The organism is Bradyrhizobium sp. RDM12, from assembly GCF_051917485.1.
In the GTDB taxonomy this organism is placed as follows: domain Bacteria; phylum Pseudomonadota; class Alphaproteobacteria; order Rhizobiales; family Xanthobacteraceae; genus Bradyrhizobium.
Genome location: NZ_CM133064.1, coordinates 6,195,636 through 6,212,856, shown reverse-complemented (window position 1 = coordinate 6,212,856; position 17,221 = coordinate 6,195,636). Strand labels below are relative to the sequence as shown.

The following is a 17,221-nucleotide window of genomic DNA, read 5'->3' as shown; positions in this document are numbered from 1 at the left end:
CGGCGTGACGGCGGAGCAGCGCGCAAGGAGCCTTGGTGTCCATCTCGTCCTGATCGCCTACAGCCTGCTGGCGGTCGGTCCAATCCTGCTCGTCGTGATGAATTCGTTCAAGGTGCGCAGCGCCATCTTCGGCAGCCCGCTTGCTCCGCCGGACGCCGCAACCTTCAGCCTCGTCGGCTATGAGAAGGTTTTTCGCTCCTCCCATATCCTCACCTACTATTCAAATTCGCTGATCGTGACCCTCGTCAGCATGGCACTCGTGCTGCTGTTTGGCGCGATGGCAGCCTGGGCGCTCACCGAATACCGCTTTGGTGGTTCGACGGTGCTGGCTCTGTTTCTGTCGCTCGGCATCATGGTGCCGATCCGGCTTGGCTCCGTCGCGATTCTCAACATGATGCGGTCCGCGGGCCTGAACGACACGCTGACGGCCTTGATCCTCATCTACGTTGCGCAAGGCCTGCCGATGTCGATCTTCATCTTGAGCGAATTCATCCAGCAGATCCCCAGGGACTTGCGGGACGCCGCGCGCTGCGACGGCGTGCCGGAAACCCGCATCTTCTTCGAAGTGGTCGCCCCTCTGCTGCGCCCGGCGATCGCGACCGTTGCCGTCTTCACCATCGTGCCGATCTGGAACGACCTCTGGTTTCCGTTGATCCTGACGTCGAGCGACTCGACGCATACAGTCACGCTTGGGGTGCAGCAGTTTCTTGGCCAGTACATCACCGACTGGAATTCCGTGCTCGCGGCGCTGTCAATGGCGATCCTGCCGGTCGTCATAATCTACGTGATCCTCTCGCGCCAACTCATTGCGGGCCTCACCTCCGGCGCAGTCAAATAGGGTGTTGAATGGCCAATCTGCGCATCGAGCGTCTCAACAAGCGTTATGGGGCGACGACAGTACTCAACGACATCAACCTGGGCATCGAAGACGGCGAGTTCGTCGTGCTCGTCGGCCCATCAGGCTGTGGCAAGTCAACGCTTCTGCGCATGATCGCCGGGCTCGATGGCGCCTCAGGCGGTGACATCCATATCGCGGAGAGATGCGTCAATACGCTCGCTCCTGCCGCGCGCGGCATCGCGATGGTGTTCCAGTCCTACGCACTCTATCCGCATATGAATGTGCGCAAGAACATGACCTTCGGTCTGAAATTTGCCGGCGTGGCGCCGGCCGAACGCGAGCGGCGCGTTGCGGAAGCCGCCCGCATGCTGCGGCTCGCAGACCTGCTCGATCGGTATCCGCGCGATCTCTGGCTGGCCAGCGTCAGCGCGTCGCGATCGGACGTGCGATCGTCCGCGAGCCCGCCGTCTTCCTGTTCGATGAACCGCTCTCCAATCTCGATGCGGCGCTGCGCGTCTCGACCCGCGTCGAGATCGCCAACCTGCACAGAGTGCTGAAAGCGACGATCGTTTATGTGACGCACGACCAGGTCGAGGCGATGACGCTCGCCGACCGTATCGTGGTGATGAACAAGGGCCGCATCGAGCAGGTCGGCAAACCGCTCGATCTCTACTATGAACCCGCTAACCTGTTCGTGGCCGGATTCATCGGTTCGCCCGCGATGAATTTCTTCGATGCAAAGGTCGAAAGCATCGAGGGCGGACGCGCACGTGCAACCGGTGGCGGATTCCTCAGCCTCGAGCTGCCGGTGGCCTCGCTGAAGGTCGGCGCCGCGCTGACGCTCGGTGTTCGCCCGGAGCATCTTGTCCGGGGCGTGGACGGTGCCTTCGCCGCCGAAGGCATCGTCGAGCTCGTCGAACGGCTTGGCGAGGCTTCGTTCGCCTATTTGCGCCGCGCCGACGGCAGCATGTTCGTTGCGGAGGTACGCGGCCGCCGGACGCCGTCGCGAGGCGAGACGGTGACGCTCGTTGCGGCGGCTCCCGACGTACACGTCTTCGACGCCTCCGGCATTCGTGTTGCGACGCAAACCGATTGATTGGGGGCGATACGATGCCGATTGCAAGTTGGTTTGACGGCGTGATCGTTCAATGATGACGAATGTCGTACGCTATCTGACCCATCCTCAGGTGAAGATCGATCCGTCGATTCCCGTTCCGTGCTGGGGCCTCAGTGAGGTCGGGAAAGCACGGACGGAAGCCCTGACGATCGCGGGAAGGCTGTCAGGTACCAGCCAGGTCATCTCCAGCGGAGAGCGAAAGGCGATCGAGACCGCTGAGATCATTGCCGCAAAGCTGGGCGTCGTGGTGGAAGTGCGCGAGGCAATGCACGAGAACGACCGATCGGCCACAGGTTTTCTCGTCCCCGACCAGTTCGAGGCGACGGCCAACCAATTCTTCGGACAACCCCACGTGAGCATTCGTGGCTGGGAACGAGCGATTGACGCCCAGCTCCGCATTGTCGGCGAGGTCGAGCACGTGTTGGCGCGCAACACGCCGGGAGACGTGCTCTTCGTCGGCCACGGTGGCGTTGGGACTCTCTTGTACTGCCATTATTCCGGTTTGGAGATCGATCGCGCGCATGACCAACCCGCTGGCGGTGGTTGCTTCTTTGCGTTCAGCTCGCATGGCCGTCGCGTGCTGCATGCGTGGCGTCGCCTCGAAGAACTGTGACTTTCGCGAAGCGAAGCCAGTGATAGTTCCAACAATTTGGAACGGATCGGGCGTTTCCGGGTTGTCATGTGCCGTGCCGCCGATTCCAACGCAGTCTCGAATGGCTGCGCACCGCCGGTACGGATCACTTCCGGGTACTGCAGCTCGATTTGATTATGAGCAAGAAAGATCCTGTCGACCGCATCTGGGACATTATCCAAAACGTCGGCGTGTGCATGCTGACGACGCAGTTCGGCGGCGGACTGCGTGCGCGGCCGCTTGAAGCAAGACCCGACCGCGACGCCGGCGCAATTTTCTTCGTAACCGACATCCACAGTCCCAAGGAGGACGAAATCGAGGCCGCGCCCGATGTCGGTCTTGTCTTCATCGATTCGAGCGCTAACGCCTACCTGTCGATCACCGGTCGCGCCTCGGTCATGCGCGATCCCGACAAGACGAAGGCGGTGTGGCGAAAGACCGACGAGGTGTGGTGGCCGGGCGGCCCCAACGATCCAGACGTATCTTTGTTGCGGATACAGCCGTTCACAGCGGAGTTGTGGGACGGACCGGCGAGCTCCGCCGCTACGATGTTCGAGTTCGCCAAGGCGAGGCTGACCGGAGAGCAACCGAATCTCGGTGAAAACCGCAAGGTGACGGTCAAGATGTGAGCACGCGGACCGAGCTTATTCCGCACGGGCGAGCTCGGGGGCGACCTCGCCCGCGGGTTTTGAGGCGCAGCCGCGATCTCCTGCGTCGGTCAATAGGACTTCAGCCTCATTGAAGAAGTCGCATTTTCAGAGCATCATGCAGCAATGATGTTGGGTTTGGCAATTGTGGGAGCTATCGGCGTCGTTGTGCTGGCAGAACGGAGCGCAGAGCACCTTCTGTTTGCAATCACCGCATTTGTATTTAACGTCGCCCTGTTGCTGATCTTCGTTGCTGATTTTGAGAGGGCGGTGCTGCTGTCCTGTGTGCTGGCAATCGCGATTGCCGGACTATCGATCGTCAAATTCGACCACAGCGCACTCAAACTGACCGTTTCCGATTTGCCGCTCGCGTTCGCGGGGACGGTGCCATTTTTTGTGTCGCAATACCCACGCATGATGCTGGGTGTGCTGACGGGAAGCCTTGTTCTTGTTTTTGCAGTGGCCTTGGTGCTGCTCTACGCCGCCGGATCGCCGGTTTCGATCGAGCTTCGAATTCTCCTATTCGGCCTTGCTCTCATTTGTTCCGCCGCCGTCTTTGCAGCGAAGGGCGCGGCGTCTTGGCGGCTGAACCTTTCCCAGCCGCGCTGTTTCTACTCGGCGTTCATGGCCTCGCTCATCGACCCCGCATCCTGGCAGCAGTTCGGCCGGCTCACTCTGAGTGACATCGCGATGGAGCCACTGCCGCTCAAGGAGCCGGTGCCAGCGCGCTCGACCCGCTTTCCCGATATTATCGTCATCCAGCACGAATCGGTTTTTGACCCGCGCATCTTTGGCTTGCCCGTTGAGCCAATCGTCGAGGGCTTCCTGTCCCCGGTAGCCGGTCAACACGGCTGCCTCAATGTGGACATCTTCGGGGGCGGTTCGTGGCAGTCTGAATTCAGCTTACTGACCGGCCTTTCAAGTGCAAGCTTCGGGTCAAGTGCGTACCAGCTGTTCAGAAAGGGCGCGGGTCGATTCCACAGCAGCCTCACCCACTCGCTGACCTCGCTCGGGTATAAGACAACGCTAATGTCGAGCTGCCGTCGCAGTTTTCTCAACTATGATCAATTTTACAGCTCGATCGGCATGAATGAGCGAATTTTCATCGACGACATTCCGCCACCTTTCGATACCAGGCGTTTCGAGGCGACAAACTCCGATACGTTATTTCTGGAGGCGGTGATCGATGCCTATGCAAACAGCATTCTTGATGATCCGGCGGCGCCTCGATTTCTGTACGTGCTGACCAACTTCAATCACGGGCCGCATGATAGGCGCCTTGTTGCGCCTGGACGGTTTGAAAGCGAGCGCGCTTTCGCTATGGCGCGCCTCCCTGATTGCAGATACGCCGAATATTACGCACGACTCGCGGAGACCGCTTCAACCTGGCAAAAGCTCAAGCTGAAACTGGAAAGGACTCAGCGACCAATTCTCGTCGTGCACTATGGCGATCACCAACCGGTATTGACTCGTCAAATCGCTCGGCAACTAAAACTCGCGGCCGACGCGCGACGTTCGTTCCGAACATTTTATGCGATGGAGGCTTTGAATACCCCTCCCGAGCAATTCAGGCCCGGACGAGGGGCGGACCTCGACATCGCCTTTCTTGGCACCTTGGCGTTGCAACGCGCAGGCCTCCTCTCTGATCCGATATTTTCGACCCGCGCCAGCTTGCTTGATGATTGCGGGGAGACCTACTTTGCGTCGGCCTCCGAACGGAAACGCCGATTCCACCGCACATTGGTGGATATGGGCCTGATAGACCTGGTTCAAAATGTCCGGCACGGGACAGTCTAGCCTGGAGATCAGCTTGGATCATCAATCGCGCAGGAAAGGTCTCAATCGGTTCTCGAAAACTAATCCAAGATCGCACTGAGCCATTAAGCTTGCCGCAAGCCATTTCCGTGTTAGTAAAGCCGCCTCACAAAAGGAACACTGCGTGAAGAAAGCAAAGAAGAGGACTAAGGCGACGACCAAGAACACGGGGCGTCGTGAATACACGAAGGCGGATGTCAAAGAGTTGCGCGCGCACTCGAAGGCAAAGACGCCGGTCGCTAAAATTGCGAAGCTTACGAAGCGTTCAGAAGGCTCGCTGCGCCAGAAGGCACGTAAGCTCGGAATTGGATTAGGTCATCAGCGCTAGGGTTGGGATGTCATATGGCGCTGTTTAACAAGGTTTTCTCGACGAGGACGTTAGTGCAGATCGCCTGCGTCCTCGGCGCTGTCGTAGTGATGAAAGTATTGAGTTCCCATTATGACTTCAGCTGGGCCAGCGCATTAGCCGCGGAATAACTTGGCGATAGCCAAGAGGCGTGCAGTACCAAATGCAGTACCGATCTGCCTTGAGGCTTCCGCAGGCGATTGACGTCGCAATTAGGCGTACATTCGGGGCACTCCATCAGGAGCACGCTCATCCCGCGCCGGGAAGCCAGGTCCAGCGCGAGACCTGCAGCGAGTCGGATTCGTCGGCCCGGATGAAGGTTCGAATCGCCTCTGTGATCTCCGTGATGCCGAGGCTGAACATGGCGATGCCGTGCGCTATGTAAGCTCGGGATCGCCGCCCGCAGGTTTCTTTGCTCTACCGCCGCGAGAATTGCGATGGCGCTCGTTCTACCTAGGCGTGGCCAGAGGGACTCGGCGTCATCGAAGGACGAACAGGCGATCAACTTACGAACTTGAAATAATTGGAAAATGCCCCAATAGTCGGGCTTGAATTTGTGTCGGCCCAAAAAAAATAGCTGTTCCAGACGAGACGATAAAGCGAGATAACATCAATATGTTAGCGCGCCGATTTGCATTGCGCCCATGATGGCTCAGAGGGTGCCGCGTGCAAGACGTGTGCACCGCGAGATCAAAGAAAATCTGGCTTCAGCCAATTGGAACCTGTGATGTTCCGCGTGTTGTGAGACCAACTCGCGCGCTCTTGGCGGGCAAAGATCGATTATGGGGCGACGAGCCTCGCCGGCGCGTATGAGCTAAGTTCGCAAAGGCGCGGAGCTGCGAAGCATATTGTGTCCTGTCCCCATAGGCTCATCCAGCGAGAAACCCGCCATCCACAGCGACGACGGTGCCGGTCGCATATCTCGAAGCTGGCATGCAGAGGAACGCAACGGCACCGGCAATGTCCGCCGGCTGCCCCCACCGCTTGAACGCAGTGCGGTCGGCAATGCGCTGGTAATGCGCGAGATCAGTTCGGCCGGCGGCGTTGATCGCGGTCTCGATATAGCCGGGCGCAACCGCGTTGACGCGAATGCCCTCTTCGGCCCATTTCAAGGCCAGCGCCTTGGTCAACATCACGACGCCACCCTTGCTGGCGCAATAGGCGGGGATACGCGGCAGCGCCAAAGTCGCGTTCATCGAAGCGATGTTGACGATCGATTCCTTCGCCTGGGCAAGCACTGTGCGAAACGCCATGCAAGTCCGGAAGGTGCCGGTGAGATTGACGTCGAGGACCTTCACGAAAGTCTCGATCTCGAATTCCTTGTCGCGTGCGAGAATCCCGGCGCAATTGACGAGCGCGTCGACCCGCTTGTGCTTGTTGGCGAAGGATTTGACGGCCGCATCATCTGTAACGTCGAGCATCCCGAGCGTGAGGCCCGCGCGCGGCTTGAGGGTGTGCGGGCGAGATCGGCGTCGTTGGCGCCGGTTGCGGTCACCGTCGCGCCGAGATCGCAAAACTGGTTACTGATTGCTGCGGCAATATCGCCGGCGCCCCCGATCACGATCGCATGAAAGCCGGGGGCTAGGGAGAAATTCGAATTCATCGGGCAGGTCTCACTTCAGGGATTTCGGAGGCGGAGCCGTCGACTCGCGGACCACCAGCGAGAAGTCGATCTCGCGATGCATGATGGTCTGCTCGCCGGCGAGGCTCCGGACCAGATATTCGCCGGCGCGCTGCCAGGTTTCTCCGGTCGGAACGTGTATCGTGGTCAGGCTTGGCCGCAAATGCCGGCTCCAGTCGAGGTCGTCGAAGCCGACGACGGATAGGTCGCGCGGAACGGAGAACCCATCGCGCTCCGCCTCGAGCAGCACGCCGTAGGCGATGACGTCGTTGCCGCAGACGACAGCCGTGGGGCGGTCTTTGAGGTTCAGGAGATAGCGGGCCGCCTCACGCGCATCGTCCAGCGTATAGGGCACCTCGACGTGCCATTGTGCGGGAATGTCGAGGCCCTTCTCCCTCAGCGTGCGACGAAAGCCGGCGACGCGAGCGCTGGCGCGGTCATTGTTGCGCTGGAGCGCGGAGACGATTCCGATGCGGCGATGGCCGAGCTCGATGGCATGTGCCGCGGCGCGATGGGCCGCCGCTTCGTTGTCCGTACCGACGCAGGGATAGGGTCGGTCCGGCTGGTAGATGCCGACATTGATGAACGGCACTGCATTATCGGCGAGCAGCTTGCGCAATCCGTCGTGATGGCAATCGCCGCGCAGCAAGGCCAGGATCCTCGCGACGCATGTCGCGTTGCCCGTTCTTGCGATTGCCGTCAGCGCGCAGGCGCACGCCGCCGATTTCGACTGGATGAAGTTCAGGGGCAAGACTGTCACCTTTCTCGCCAACAACAATCCGGTCGCGCAGGCGCTGCTGACCTACAAGGCCGATTTCGAGAAGCTGACCGGCATGACGCTGAAGGTCGATGGCTATCAGGAACAGCAGATGCGCCAGCGTCTGGTCACCGTCATGAACGCGGGCAGCGACGAGGTCGACGTGTTCATGACGCTGCCCTCGCGCGAAGGCGAACAGTTCGCCGCCGGCGGCTGGTACGCCGATCTCACGGCAATGGCCAAGAACGAGGTCGCCAAGGAATACGACCCAGCCGGGCTGAGCCAGGCGCTGCTGAAGGCCGCGACCTTCGGCGGCAAGCTCACCAGCATGCCGATGAACATCGAAGGTCCAATCTTCTATTACCGCACCGACATCTTCAAGAAGTGCGGCCTCGAGGCGCCGAAGACCATCAAGGAGGTCGAAGCTGCGGCCGCGAAGATCAAGGCTTGCGACAGCGCGGTGACGCCGTTCGTCTCGCGCGGCCTCAAGCCCGCGGTCGCCTACACCTTCAGCAACATGCTGCACAATATCGGCGGCAGCTATATCGCGAGCGGCAAGTCGAACCTCTGCTCGGCCAAGGGCAAGGAAGCGCTCGACACCTATAGCCGGCTGCTGCGCGATTTCGGACCGCCCGGCGTCGTCAATTACAGCTTCCAGCAGATCTCCGCGCTCTATCGCAGCGGCCGCGCGGCGATGGCGTTCGAATCCTCGAACGAATTGCGCACGGTGATGGACGGCGGCGCGCGGTTGAAGGACACCGGCCTGTTGCCGTTCCCGGCGGGCGAGGCCGGCCAGGTGCCGACCACGATCGGCTGGGGCATGGCCGTGTCTTCGCACAGCAAGCAGCCGGATGCGGCCTGGTACTTCGTGCAATGGGCGACCAGCCCCGAGGTGCAGAAGAAGATGGCGCTGCTAGGCATTGCCCCGCCGCGTCCGTCTGTCGCCAAGGACCCTGACTATCGCAAGTGGATCGAGGAAGAGCCGGTCCGCAAGGAATGGCAGGCCGCGCTCGACGTGCTCGCCACCAAGGGCTCCTCCGAGGTCGGTTATCCCATCGTCGCCAATCCGCAATCGCGCGAGTTCATCGGCCAGGCGGTGCAGGATCTGATCCTGAAGCAGAAGCCGATCGACGAGGCCTGCGCCGATGCCGACAAGGCGCTCGATGCGCTGATCGCCCAGAAGTAACGGCTTTCATGCCGGCAGGATTCTAGTCTGCCGGCATCCACTCCCAAGGAAACGCACGCATGTCTGATGCGGCTGCCACACTCGCGCAGGACCGGCAGAAGCTGGAAATGTCGGCGCTCTCGGCGCCCGCTGTGGTCTTCACGGTCGCGATGATCGCGTTTCCCGTCGTCTATACGATCTGGCTCGGCTTCCAGAATTTCTCCTCGACCGGCAAGCAGTCCTTCGCAGGCCTCGCCAATTATTCCAAGCTGGTCTCCGACTACGAGTTCTGGCACGGCCTGTGGGTCACGATCGCGCTCTATGTGCTGTCGCTGGTGCTGCAGCTCGTCTTCGGCGTCTGGCTCGCGCTGGTGTTGTTTCACGCCAAGCGATTGCCGGGGATCGTGCGCTCGCTGTTCATCTCGCCCTTCATGATGCCGCCGGTGGTGGCGGGGATGATGTGGCTGGTGATCCTCGATCCCTCGCTGGGGGCGGCCAACTACATCCTGCAATCACTCGGCCTGCCGCCGTCGGACTGGCTGGCCTCGCCGTCGCTGGTCATTCCAACGGTTGCCCTGATCGACAGCTGGCAGTGGACGCCCTACGTCGCCTTGATCGTGCTGGGCGGCCTGCAATCGCTTCCGCCGAGCGTCTATGAGGCGGCGCAGATCGACGGCGCGTCGCCGTTCAAAACGTTCCAGCGCATCACGCTGCCGCTGCTGCTGCCGACCATCGTCACCGCGGCGATCCTGCGCAGCGTCGACCTGCTGCGCTTCTTCGACATCATCTACATCACCACACAGGGCGGCCCGGGCAACGCCTCGAACACGCTCAACATCTACGGCTTTCGGGTCGGCTTCGAATTCTTCAACATCGGCTATGCCAGCGCCCTGATGCTGACGCTGACGGCGATCGTGTTCGGCGCCGTGCTCGCCTTCAACCGCCTGCGCGGCGCAGTCGCCTGGTGATGTGATGACGGACGCTGCCAATACCGATCGCTGGATCCGCTGGCTCAACCTGGTGCAGCTCGTGCTCGCCGGAATCATCATCATGGCGCCGACGGTCTGGATGGTGCTGTCCTCGTTCAAGCCGTCCTTCGAGGTCACGGCCTATCCGCCGACGCTGATCTTCACGCCGACCTTGGAAAACTATGTCGAGCTGACGAGGACCACGCCGTTCCTGAGCTACGCGCTCAACAGCCTCATCGTCACAATTGGCTCGACCGCGCTTGGACTGCTGTTCGAATCCCCGCCGCCTTCGCCGTCTCCTGGACGCGGATTTCATGGCCGGCGATCCTGACTCTAGCCGCGCGCATGGCGCCCGGCACGCTGTTCCTGCTGCCATGGTACGTCATGTTCCGGCAGGTCGGCATGATCGGCTCCTACACGGCGCTGATCCTCAGCCACGCCGTGATCACGCTGCCGATCGTGATCTGGGTGCTGCTGCCGTCGTTCGATGCTATCCCGCGCAGCGTGTTCGAGGCAGCGCAAGTCGACGGATGCAGTGTCACGCGCATCCTCTGGCGCATCGCGCTGCCGCTGGTGGCGTCCGGCGTCGCGGTCTCGGCGATCCTCGCCTTCGTCTTCTCGTGGAACTACTTCCTGTTTGCGCTGGTGCTCTCCAATGGCGACACCAAGACGCTGATCGCGGCGGCCTTCAATTTCATCGGCGAAGGCTCGACGCAATGGGGCGCCCTTATGGCGGCCGCAACGCTGATCGCACTGCCGCCGCTGGTGCTGGCGGCCCTGGTCCAGCGCTGGCTGGTGTCCGGACTGACGCTCGGTGCGGTGAAAGGCTAGGTATCTGATGAATTTGTCTCCCCGCCCGAACTCGATTATGCAGGCCGCGGTCTTTCACGGCGACGATCGCATCACCATCGAGCGTGTGGCGATGCCCGAAATCGGCACCAGCGAGGTGCTGGTACGCGTCTCGCGAACGGCGCTGTGCGGCTCGGATTTCAAGCTCTGGCACAAGGGCGCCGAGTTCACCGCCGGCCACGAGATCTTTGGCGTCATCGAGCAGCCCGGTCACTGCCCTGCACGGCCGCCGCTGCGCCGTCTACATTCCCCTGCATTGCGGACACTGCGCGGCGTGCAAGCGCGGCGATACCCAGATGTGCCTGGAAATCTCTAGCCTGATCGGATGGAACAGGCCGGGCGGTTATGCCGAATACGTGCCGGTGCCGGAAAACTGCCTGCTGCCCGTCCCAGATGATATCGAGGACAGCCTCGCGCCGCTGCTGCTCGACACCATCGGCACGTCGGGCCACGCCGTGCGCTTCGTCAGCCGCGTAGTGCCGGCGAACGAGGCCGGACCTGTTCTGGTCATGGGAGCGGGGCCGGTCGGCCTCGGCGTCGTGCTGGCGCTCCGCGCGCTTCGCTACAACGACATCCATGTGGCTGATCCCAATGCGGCGCGGCTGAAGATCGCACAATCCTTCGGCGCGAAGGCGCACCCTGTCGGCGACACCTCGAAGCGATCTGCGCTCATCATGGAATGCTCGGGCGCGCATGCGGCGCGCAATCTCGGCATCGAGCTGGTTCTGCCGCGCGGCGCGCTGGTGCTGGTCGGCGAGAACGCCGCGCCCTGGACCATCGAGGAAGGCAAGGTGTTCCGCCGCAAGGATTTTTACATGATCCGGACCTTCTACTTCCCGGTCTCGGACTTCGAGCCGAATGTCGAGCTGCTGCGCAAGTACAAGGACGAATACCGCGTCCTCGTTGACGGCGAGTTCGGTCTTTCGGCTCTCCCGGAAAACTTCGCGCGGTTCGCCAAGGGCGAGCTGATCAAGCCTGTGCTGGCGCTGGACTGAGCGATCATGGCCTCGATCTCGATCCGCAACCTCGCCAAGCGCTACGGCAATTTCACCGTAATCCCAGATCTCAATCTGGAGATCGCGGACCATGAATTCGTCGTGTTCGTCGGCCCGTCCGGCTGCGGTAAGTCGACCTTGCTGCGCATCATCACTGGCCTCGAGCCCATTTCGGGGAGACCTTTATATCGGCGACAAGCGCGTTAACGGCGTGCGGGCCGCGCAGCGCGACATTGCGATGGTGTTCCAGGATTACGCGCTCTATCCGCACATGCGCGTCTACGACAACATGTCGTTTGCGCTGGAGCTGCGCGGCACGCCAAAGGCGGAGATCGACGCGCGGGTGAAGCGCGCCGCTGCGCTTTTGCACATCGAGCCTTATCTGGACCGCAAGCCGAAGGAGCTGTCCGGCGGCCAGCGTCAGCGCGTCGCCATGGGCCGCGCTATCGTGCGCAATCCCAAGGCGTTCCTGTTCGACGAGCCGCTGTCCAACCTCGACGCAAAGCTGCGCGGGCAGGTGCGGGCCGAAATCAAGGCGCTATCGCAGCAGCTGAGGACCACCATGGTCTTCGTCACCCATGACCAGATCGAGGCCATGACCATGGCCGACCGGATCGTGGTGCTCCAGAGCGGCACGATCCAGCAATATGACACGCCGGAGACGGTTTACGAGCGGCCCGCCAACCAGTTCGTCGCCGGTTTCATCGGCTCGCCCGCCATGAATTTCTTCGCGGTCGAGTGGCGCGACGAGCGCGCGATCCTGTCGCAAGGTGGAACGGTGGTGCCGGTGCTGGTGGACGGCGAGACCGCGAGTAGCCTGCGCCAGGCCGGCAATGCCGTACTCGGCATTCGTCCGGAACATTTCGCTGTCGCCACCGGTGCTGCCGATGGCATTGCCATCGATGTCAAGCTGGTCGAGCCGCTCGGCTCCGATACGCTGATCCATTTTGATCTCGCCGGTGTTTCCGCGATCGCGCGGGTCGACCCGTCGTTGCGGCCGAAAGTCGGCGATCGCGTCGCGCTGTGCCCGCAGCCGGGCAAGACGCATCTGTTCGATGCCACCAGCGGAAAGGTCCTGCGGTGAGTACGTCAGCCAACATCGGCGATCTCATAGCGCTGGCGGACGTCGGGTCCAAAGCCAGGCCCCTGCATGTGATCTGCCTCGGGCTCTCGGCCCTCGATCAGGTCTGGCGCGTCGATCGGCCGTTCGCGGGTGGAAGCGAGAAGATCAAGGCCGTCGCGTACGGCACGCTGGGCGGCGGCATGGCCGCCAATGCGAGCGTGGCGGTGGCGAAGCTCGGGGCGTCCGTCGCGTTCTGGGGGCGGGCCGGGAATGATGCCGCCGGCCACGAGATGAAGTCCGCCTTCGCCGCCGAAGGCGTCGATGTCGAGAATTTTCGGCTGTTTCCTAATGGCCGCTCGTCGGTCTCCGGGATTATCGTCGATAGCAGCGGCGAGCGGCAGATCGTCAACTTTCGCGGTCTTTACCCGGAAACCCCAGACTGGCTTCCGCTCGAAGCCGTGGCGCGCGCATCCTCCGTGCTGGCCGATCCGCGCTGGGTCGAAGGTGCCGCGACGTTGTTTAGGGAAGCGCAATTGCGCGGCATTCCGACGGTGCTCGACGGTGACATGGCTGATGCCGACGTATTCGAGCGACTGCTGCCGTTGACCGATCACGCTATCTTCTCCGAGCCCGCGCTCGCCGCCTTTGCCGGCTCCGCCAAAGATAAATCTCTCGCAGCCCTTGCGCGCTTCGGCTGCCGCGTTATCGCCGTCACGCGCGGCGAGGGCGGCGTGAACTGGTACGAGAACGGCCAGTTGCACCGGCAGGCGGCTTACGCGGTGGATGTCGTCGACACCACAGGCGCGGGCGACGTATTCCATGGCGCTTATGCGCTCGCGATCGGTGCCAGCCTCGACGTGCGCGCCGCCATGGCGTTCTCGGCGGCGGCGGCCGGCATGAAATGCCGCCACTCCGGTGGCCGCAACGGAATCCCCGATATCAACGAGTGTCTCGCATTCATGAGGACGAAGCCATGAGAACGATTGGAAAGAACCGCGGCCTGGCACGGCTCGCTGACTAGGACGGCCACTTCCGCATGGTCGCGTTGGATCAGCGGCCGCCATTGTTCGATGCTATCGCGAAAGCAAAAGGCATCACGCGGGACCAGGTCGAATATTCCGACGTCACGGCGGCAAAAGCGCCTCCTGGTCGAGAACCTCGCTCCGCATTGCAGCTCGATGCTGTTCGACCCAAATTTCGCAGTGCCCGCCGCGATCGATCTGCTGCCGCCACGCTGCGGCCTGATCATGACGCTGGAAGAGCACCGCGTGGAGGAGACGGCCGGCGGCCGCAAGTCGCGCGCGATTACCAACTGGAGCGTGGAGAAGATCCGCGCCATGGGCGGCGACGCCGTGAAGGTGCTGGCGTGGTACCGGCCGGACGCCGATCCGGCAGTGAACGAGCATCAGAAGCGGTTCGTGCGAGAGATCGGCGAGGACTGTGCCCGCCACGACATTCCTTATGTCCTGGAGCTTCTGGTCTATCCGTTCCTCGGCAGTGCCAATCACACCGCCGATTACGTGGAATCGCAGGGCAAGCTCCCAGCCTCGTCATCGACAGCGTGCGCGAGTTCTCCAGGCCCGAATACGGTGTCGATCTCCTCAAGCTGGAGAGTCCGCTCGCGGCGAACGGCCTGCCTGTTCGCGACGGCAGCGCGGCAGCCAAGGCCGCCCAGAAGGAGTTCGATGCGATCGGTGACATCTGCCGCGACCGCAGCATTCCCTGGGTGTTGCTGTCGGGCGGCGCAGCGCCGGAAAAATTCGAACGCGTCCTCTGCTATTCCTATGCCGCGGGCGCGAGCGGCTTCCTCGCCGGCCGCACAATTTGGCTCAATGCGGTCCTAAAGAATTTCCCGGACCGTGCGGCAGTTTCGGCAAGCCTGCGCCACGATGGCCTCGCCGTGCTCGAACGGCTCAACCAGCTGACCACGGCCAAGGGCACCCCATGGAAGGCGCGCTTTCCTGTTTTCTCGGATATCAAGCAGGAAGGTGACTTCGCGCGCGGCTACTGAGATGGTGGCAGCTCCGGGTGGTTTCGCAGGGTCAGCAACATGACTGACAGCTTCACGATCCGTTCGATCGAGGCATTCTGCTATCGCTATCCGCTGGCTGCGCCCGTGATGACCTCGTTCGGTCCCGCCGTATTCGTTCGCGCTGTCGACGAAGATGGTGTTGCCAGCGTGAAAAGCGGAACGATAAATCTGGGCGAGGGGCCGGGGCTCGACCTTTCGCCCGACCTCTCCATGATTGTGAATTATCGCGTCCTCTAGCTAAAGCCAACTTCAGATCATAAACATCGGTCAAGGCGGCCGGTTGTGGGTAGAGGTGCGAGGCGTGTTAGCGACCAAGCACATGCTCCACGCAACCTGAAACTTAGGTCTAGTTGCTCACTGCTAACCTTTGGCCGCACATGGAGTCGGTTGGCGGACTGATAAGGAAAATGCACAAAGCTTATCAGTGAACAAAAATTCATAAAATTCGGTCTGCGAGTTACAGTTTGGTGCGTGCCGCAGCCGATGCACTTCACCTCGAGGAAGCCGTAGCCGGCGTTCGATGGGTCGCCCAGCGTAGGCACGGTTGGGCGGATCCCTGGAATGCAAGCATCCTGGCTCCCACCCTGGCAAGAAAGCTGGTCGGCCGCCTTGCGTGCCTCAGCCGCTCTCTCGGCCTTAGCCCGCACGGATGCGCCGTAGATCGTCTCTTGCGACTTGGTATCAATGGCAGATAAATTGCGCCAAGAGCGATGTGCTTAGTCCGCCGATCCCGGCGTTATTGACCAGGTGGCCGCAAACTTGAGCGGGCAGCGGAGCCATTTCTGTGACGCTGTCTCCGATAACCGCAATAGGCGGGCCGGCATCTACGAGGGCGGAGTGGATGACGAGTGTCGGCATCGGTCGCGAAACGTGTGGCGAGATATCTCGCTGATCTTGGTTTTGAGTCTGGTGATTTCGATAGACGACGCCACCAGCGCTATAAGGAGGAGCACCGCGGTGCTCCACGGCCGAAGCTTGTTCAGGCCTCGTATGCTCATTGCAAGTCTTGGATCGATCGACAACCCAAGGGAGCGCAAGCTCGCGAGGAATGCAGTCGGATCCCCGCCAGCGGCAGTCGCCTCGAGCGACGACCAACTCTGGCGCCGCGACAGCGTCCACGCTGTCGTGCGATGTCAGTTTGGATGTTGCATTGGTTGCCGACTTGGTTCACGATTGGCTTGAATTGATCGGAATTGGGCGCGCTCTACGGGGCGCGAGGGTCGGCCATGCTTATCAGCGATATCGAGTTCATCGCGGTTCAAGTGCAGCTGCCAGCGGGCAAAGCCTACGGCATGTCGAAGTCGCTTGCGACCGCACGGGCTACAACGCTGGTCCGACTTCGACTTGAGGACGGCACCGAAGGTATCGGCGAATGCTGGGGCATTCCGCAGGTCAATCTCGCCATGTTGCCGTTGCTCAAGGGTTATCTGGTTGGAACCCATGTACTCGATGTCGAGGCCGGCTTCGCCCTGATGCAGGCGCGTCACTATCATTTCGGCGTGCAGGGGCCGCTCACCTGGTGCATTTCCGGCGTCGACATGGCCGCAAAGGACGCCGCGGGCAAGAAGCTTGGGCAGCCGGTCCACCGGCTGATCGGGGGCAAGCACAGCGCACGTGTTCCGATCTACGCTTCGGGTGGTTATCTGACCGAGAATAGCGCGCGGGATTTCGAGCCGCAGATTGAGGCGATGGCAAAGGCGGGCCACCGCTCCATCAAGATCAAGATCGGTGTGTCGCCCGCTAACGACGAGGAACGCGTCGCTCGTGCTCGCCAGATCCTCGGCGAAAAGGTCGAAATCCTGGTTGATATCAATTCGAACTATACGCTCGACCTCGCGCGAGAGAGCATTACTCGGATCGCTCCCTATAAAATCGGCTGGGTCGAGGAGCCGCTGGCGCCCCAGGATTTCGCCGGCTACGAACTGCTCCAGCGCTGGAGTCCGGTGCCACTGGCGACAGGTGAGGCGCTTTATACGAGCTTCGACTTCAAGAGGCTGATCGACCAGCGTGCCGTGGACGTGGTGCAGCCAGACCTATCTCTTTGCGGCGGCTTCTGGCAAGGAAAGCAGGTCGCACAATTAGCTATGATGGAGCATCTACGCGTGTCGCCCCATGTCTGGGGCACCGGGGTCGGACTTGCGGCCGCTGTCCATTTCGTCGCGTCACTGCCGGTCTACCCGCATTCCAACAACATTCCGCGGCCGACGCTTCTCGAATACGATGTCGGAACGAATCCGCTGCGCGATTCCGTCCTGAAGAATCCGCCCACTCCAGAGGATGGTGCCATCGCCGTTCCGGATGCTCCTGGTCTCGGCATTGATGTGGACTGGGATGCGGTCGAGCGTCATGCCGTCCGTTGAGGATATCAAACACGGCG

General features: G+C 61.6%; 16 protein-coding genes and 4 pseudogenes. 18 read left to right on the top strand and 2 right to left on the bottom strand.

Translation table 11 applies throughout. The features are described 5' to 3' along the window. The first annotated feature begins 4 nt into the window (after window positions 1-4). The 6 genes and pseudogenes from ACTGJ9_RS30495 (at window position 5) to ACTGJ9_RS30470 (ending at window position 5,376) form a co-directional block, all read left to right on the top strand. The gene (locus ACTGJ9_RS30495) at window positions 5-838 is read left to right on the top strand and encodes a carbohydrate ABC transporter permease (RefSeq protein WP_456674074.1); all 834 of its coding nucleotides are present in this window, start codon (window positions 5-7) and stop codon (window positions 836-838) included. An 8-nt stretch (window positions 839-846) separates the two neighbouring features. Then, window positions 847-1,934, top strand: a pseudogene (locus ACTGJ9_RS30490) (ABC transporter ATP-binding protein). Window positions 1,935-1,989: 55 nt separating this feature from the next. Then, a complete protein-coding gene (locus tag ACTGJ9_RS30485; protein WP_456678683.1) occupies window positions 1,990-2,568 on the top strand; it encodes a histidine phosphatase family protein in 579 nt (192 codons plus the stop codon). Between the two features lie 68 nt (window positions 2,569-2,636). Further along, window positions 2,637-3,215: a pyridoxamine 5'-phosphate oxidase family protein gene (locus ACTGJ9_RS30480; protein ID WP_456674073.1), complete on the top strand. Its 579-nt coding sequence runs from the start codon at window positions 2,637-2,639 to the stop codon at window positions 3,213-3,215. A 144-nt stretch (window positions 3,216-3,359) separates the two neighbouring features. Beyond that, the gene (locus tag ACTGJ9_RS30475) at window positions 3,360-5,030 is read left to right on the top strand and encodes a sulfatase-like hydrolase/transferase (RefSeq protein ID WP_456674072.1); all 1,671 of its coding nucleotides are present in this window, start codon (window positions 3,360-3,362) and stop codon (window positions 5,028-5,030) included. 142 nt (window positions 5,031-5,172) lie between these two features. Next, complete coding sequence (locus tag ACTGJ9_RS30470; RefSeq protein WP_456674071.1) at window positions 5,173-5,376, top strand: hypothetical protein; 204 nt, start codon at window positions 5,173-5,175, stop codon at window positions 5,374-5,376. 887 nt (window positions 5,377-6,263) lie between these two features. Here ACTGJ9_RS30470 and ACTGJ9_RS30465 read toward each other — a convergent pair. Continuing rightward, window positions 6,264-6,815 carry an SDR family NAD(P)-dependent oxidoreductase gene (locus ACTGJ9_RS30465; RefSeq protein ID WP_456674070.1) on the bottom strand — a complete coding sequence of 184 codons (552 nt, stop codon included), beginning with the start codon at window positions 6,813-6,815 and terminating at the stop codon, window positions 6,264-6,266. 192 nt (window positions 6,816-7,007) lie between these two features. Then, window positions 7,008-7,664 carry a substrate-binding domain-containing protein gene (locus ACTGJ9_RS30460; RefSeq protein ID WP_456674069.1) on the bottom strand — a complete coding sequence of 219 codons (657 nt, stop codon included), beginning with the start codon at window positions 7,662-7,664 and terminating at the stop codon, window positions 7,008-7,010. Between the two features lie 28 nt (window positions 7,665-7,692). Here ACTGJ9_RS30460 and ACTGJ9_RS30455 point away from each other — a divergent pair, with 28 nt between their 5' ends. From ACTGJ9_RS30455 to ACTGJ9_RS30400, 12 genes and pseudogenes are all read left to right on the top strand, one after another. Beyond that, window positions 7,693-8,958, top strand: a complete 1,266-nt coding sequence (locus ACTGJ9_RS30455) for an ABC transporter substrate-binding protein (RefSeq protein WP_456674068.1) — start codon at window positions 7,693-7,695, stop codon at window positions 8,956-8,958. A gap of 59 nt (window positions 8,959-9,017) precedes the next feature. After that, on the top strand, window positions 9,018-9,905 hold the full coding sequence (locus ACTGJ9_RS30450; protein ID WP_456674067.1) for a carbohydrate ABC transporter permease: 888 nt from the start codon (window positions 9,018-9,020) through the stop codon (window positions 9,903-9,905). 4 nt (window positions 9,906-9,909) lie between these two features. After that, a complete protein-coding gene (locus tag ACTGJ9_RS30445) occupies window positions 9,910-10,236 on the top strand; it encodes a hypothetical protein (RefSeq protein ID WP_456674066.1) in 327 nt (108 codons plus the stop codon). A gap of 14 nt (window positions 10,237-10,250) precedes the next feature. After that, window positions 10,251-10,736, top strand: coding sequence for a carbohydrate ABC transporter permease (locus ACTGJ9_RS30440; RefSeq protein ID WP_456674065.1), 486 nt, complete (start codon window positions 10,251-10,253; stop codon window positions 10,734-10,736). Window positions 10,737-10,773: 37 nt separating this feature from the next. Continuing rightward, a complete protein-coding gene (locus ACTGJ9_RS30435) occupies window positions 10,774-11,070 on the top strand; it encodes an alcohol dehydrogenase catalytic domain-containing protein (RefSeq protein WP_456674064.1) in 297 nt (98 codons plus the stop codon). Further along, window positions 10,973-11,749 (top strand): alcohol dehydrogenase catalytic domain-containing protein, encoded by a 777-nt coding sequence (locus ACTGJ9_RS30430; protein ID WP_456678682.1) that lies wholly within the window; start codon window positions 10,973-10,975, stop codon window positions 11,747-11,749. The genes ACTGJ9_RS30435 and ACTGJ9_RS30430 overlap by 98 nt, the downstream gene beginning before the upstream one ends. Window positions 11,750-11,755: 6 nt before the next feature. Next, window positions 11,756-12,833: pseudogene (locus ACTGJ9_RS30425) on the top strand (ABC transporter ATP-binding protein). After that, on the top strand, window positions 12,830-13,789 hold the full coding sequence (locus tag ACTGJ9_RS30420) for a sugar kinase (protein WP_456674063.1): 960 nt from the start codon (window positions 12,830-12,832) through the stop codon (window positions 13,787-13,789). The pseudogene ACTGJ9_RS30425 and the gene ACTGJ9_RS30420 overlap by 4 nt, the downstream one beginning before the upstream one ends. Before the next feature lie 93 nt (window positions 13,790-13,882). Beyond that, window positions 13,883-14,239: pseudogene (locus ACTGJ9_RS30415) on the top strand (tagatose 1,6-diphosphate aldolase); the annotation flags it as partial. Then, complete coding sequence (locus ACTGJ9_RS30410) at window positions 14,179-14,823, top strand: hypothetical protein (RefSeq protein WP_456678681.1); 645 nt, start codon at window positions 14,179-14,181, stop codon at window positions 14,821-14,823. The pseudogene ACTGJ9_RS30415 and the gene ACTGJ9_RS30410, both read left to right, overlap by 61 nt. 39 nt (window positions 14,824-14,862) lie before the next feature. Beyond that, a pseudogene (locus ACTGJ9_RS30405) lies at window positions 14,863-14,985 on the top strand (mandelate racemase/muconate lactonizing enzyme family protein); the annotation flags it as partial. Window positions 14,986-16,070: 1,085 nt separating this feature from the next. Then, window positions 16,071-17,204, top strand: coding sequence for a mandelate racemase/muconate lactonizing enzyme family protein (locus tag ACTGJ9_RS30400; RefSeq protein ID WP_456674062.1), 1,134 nt, complete (start codon window positions 16,071-16,073; stop codon window positions 17,202-17,204). Window positions 17,205-17,221 lie beyond the last annotated feature (17 nt).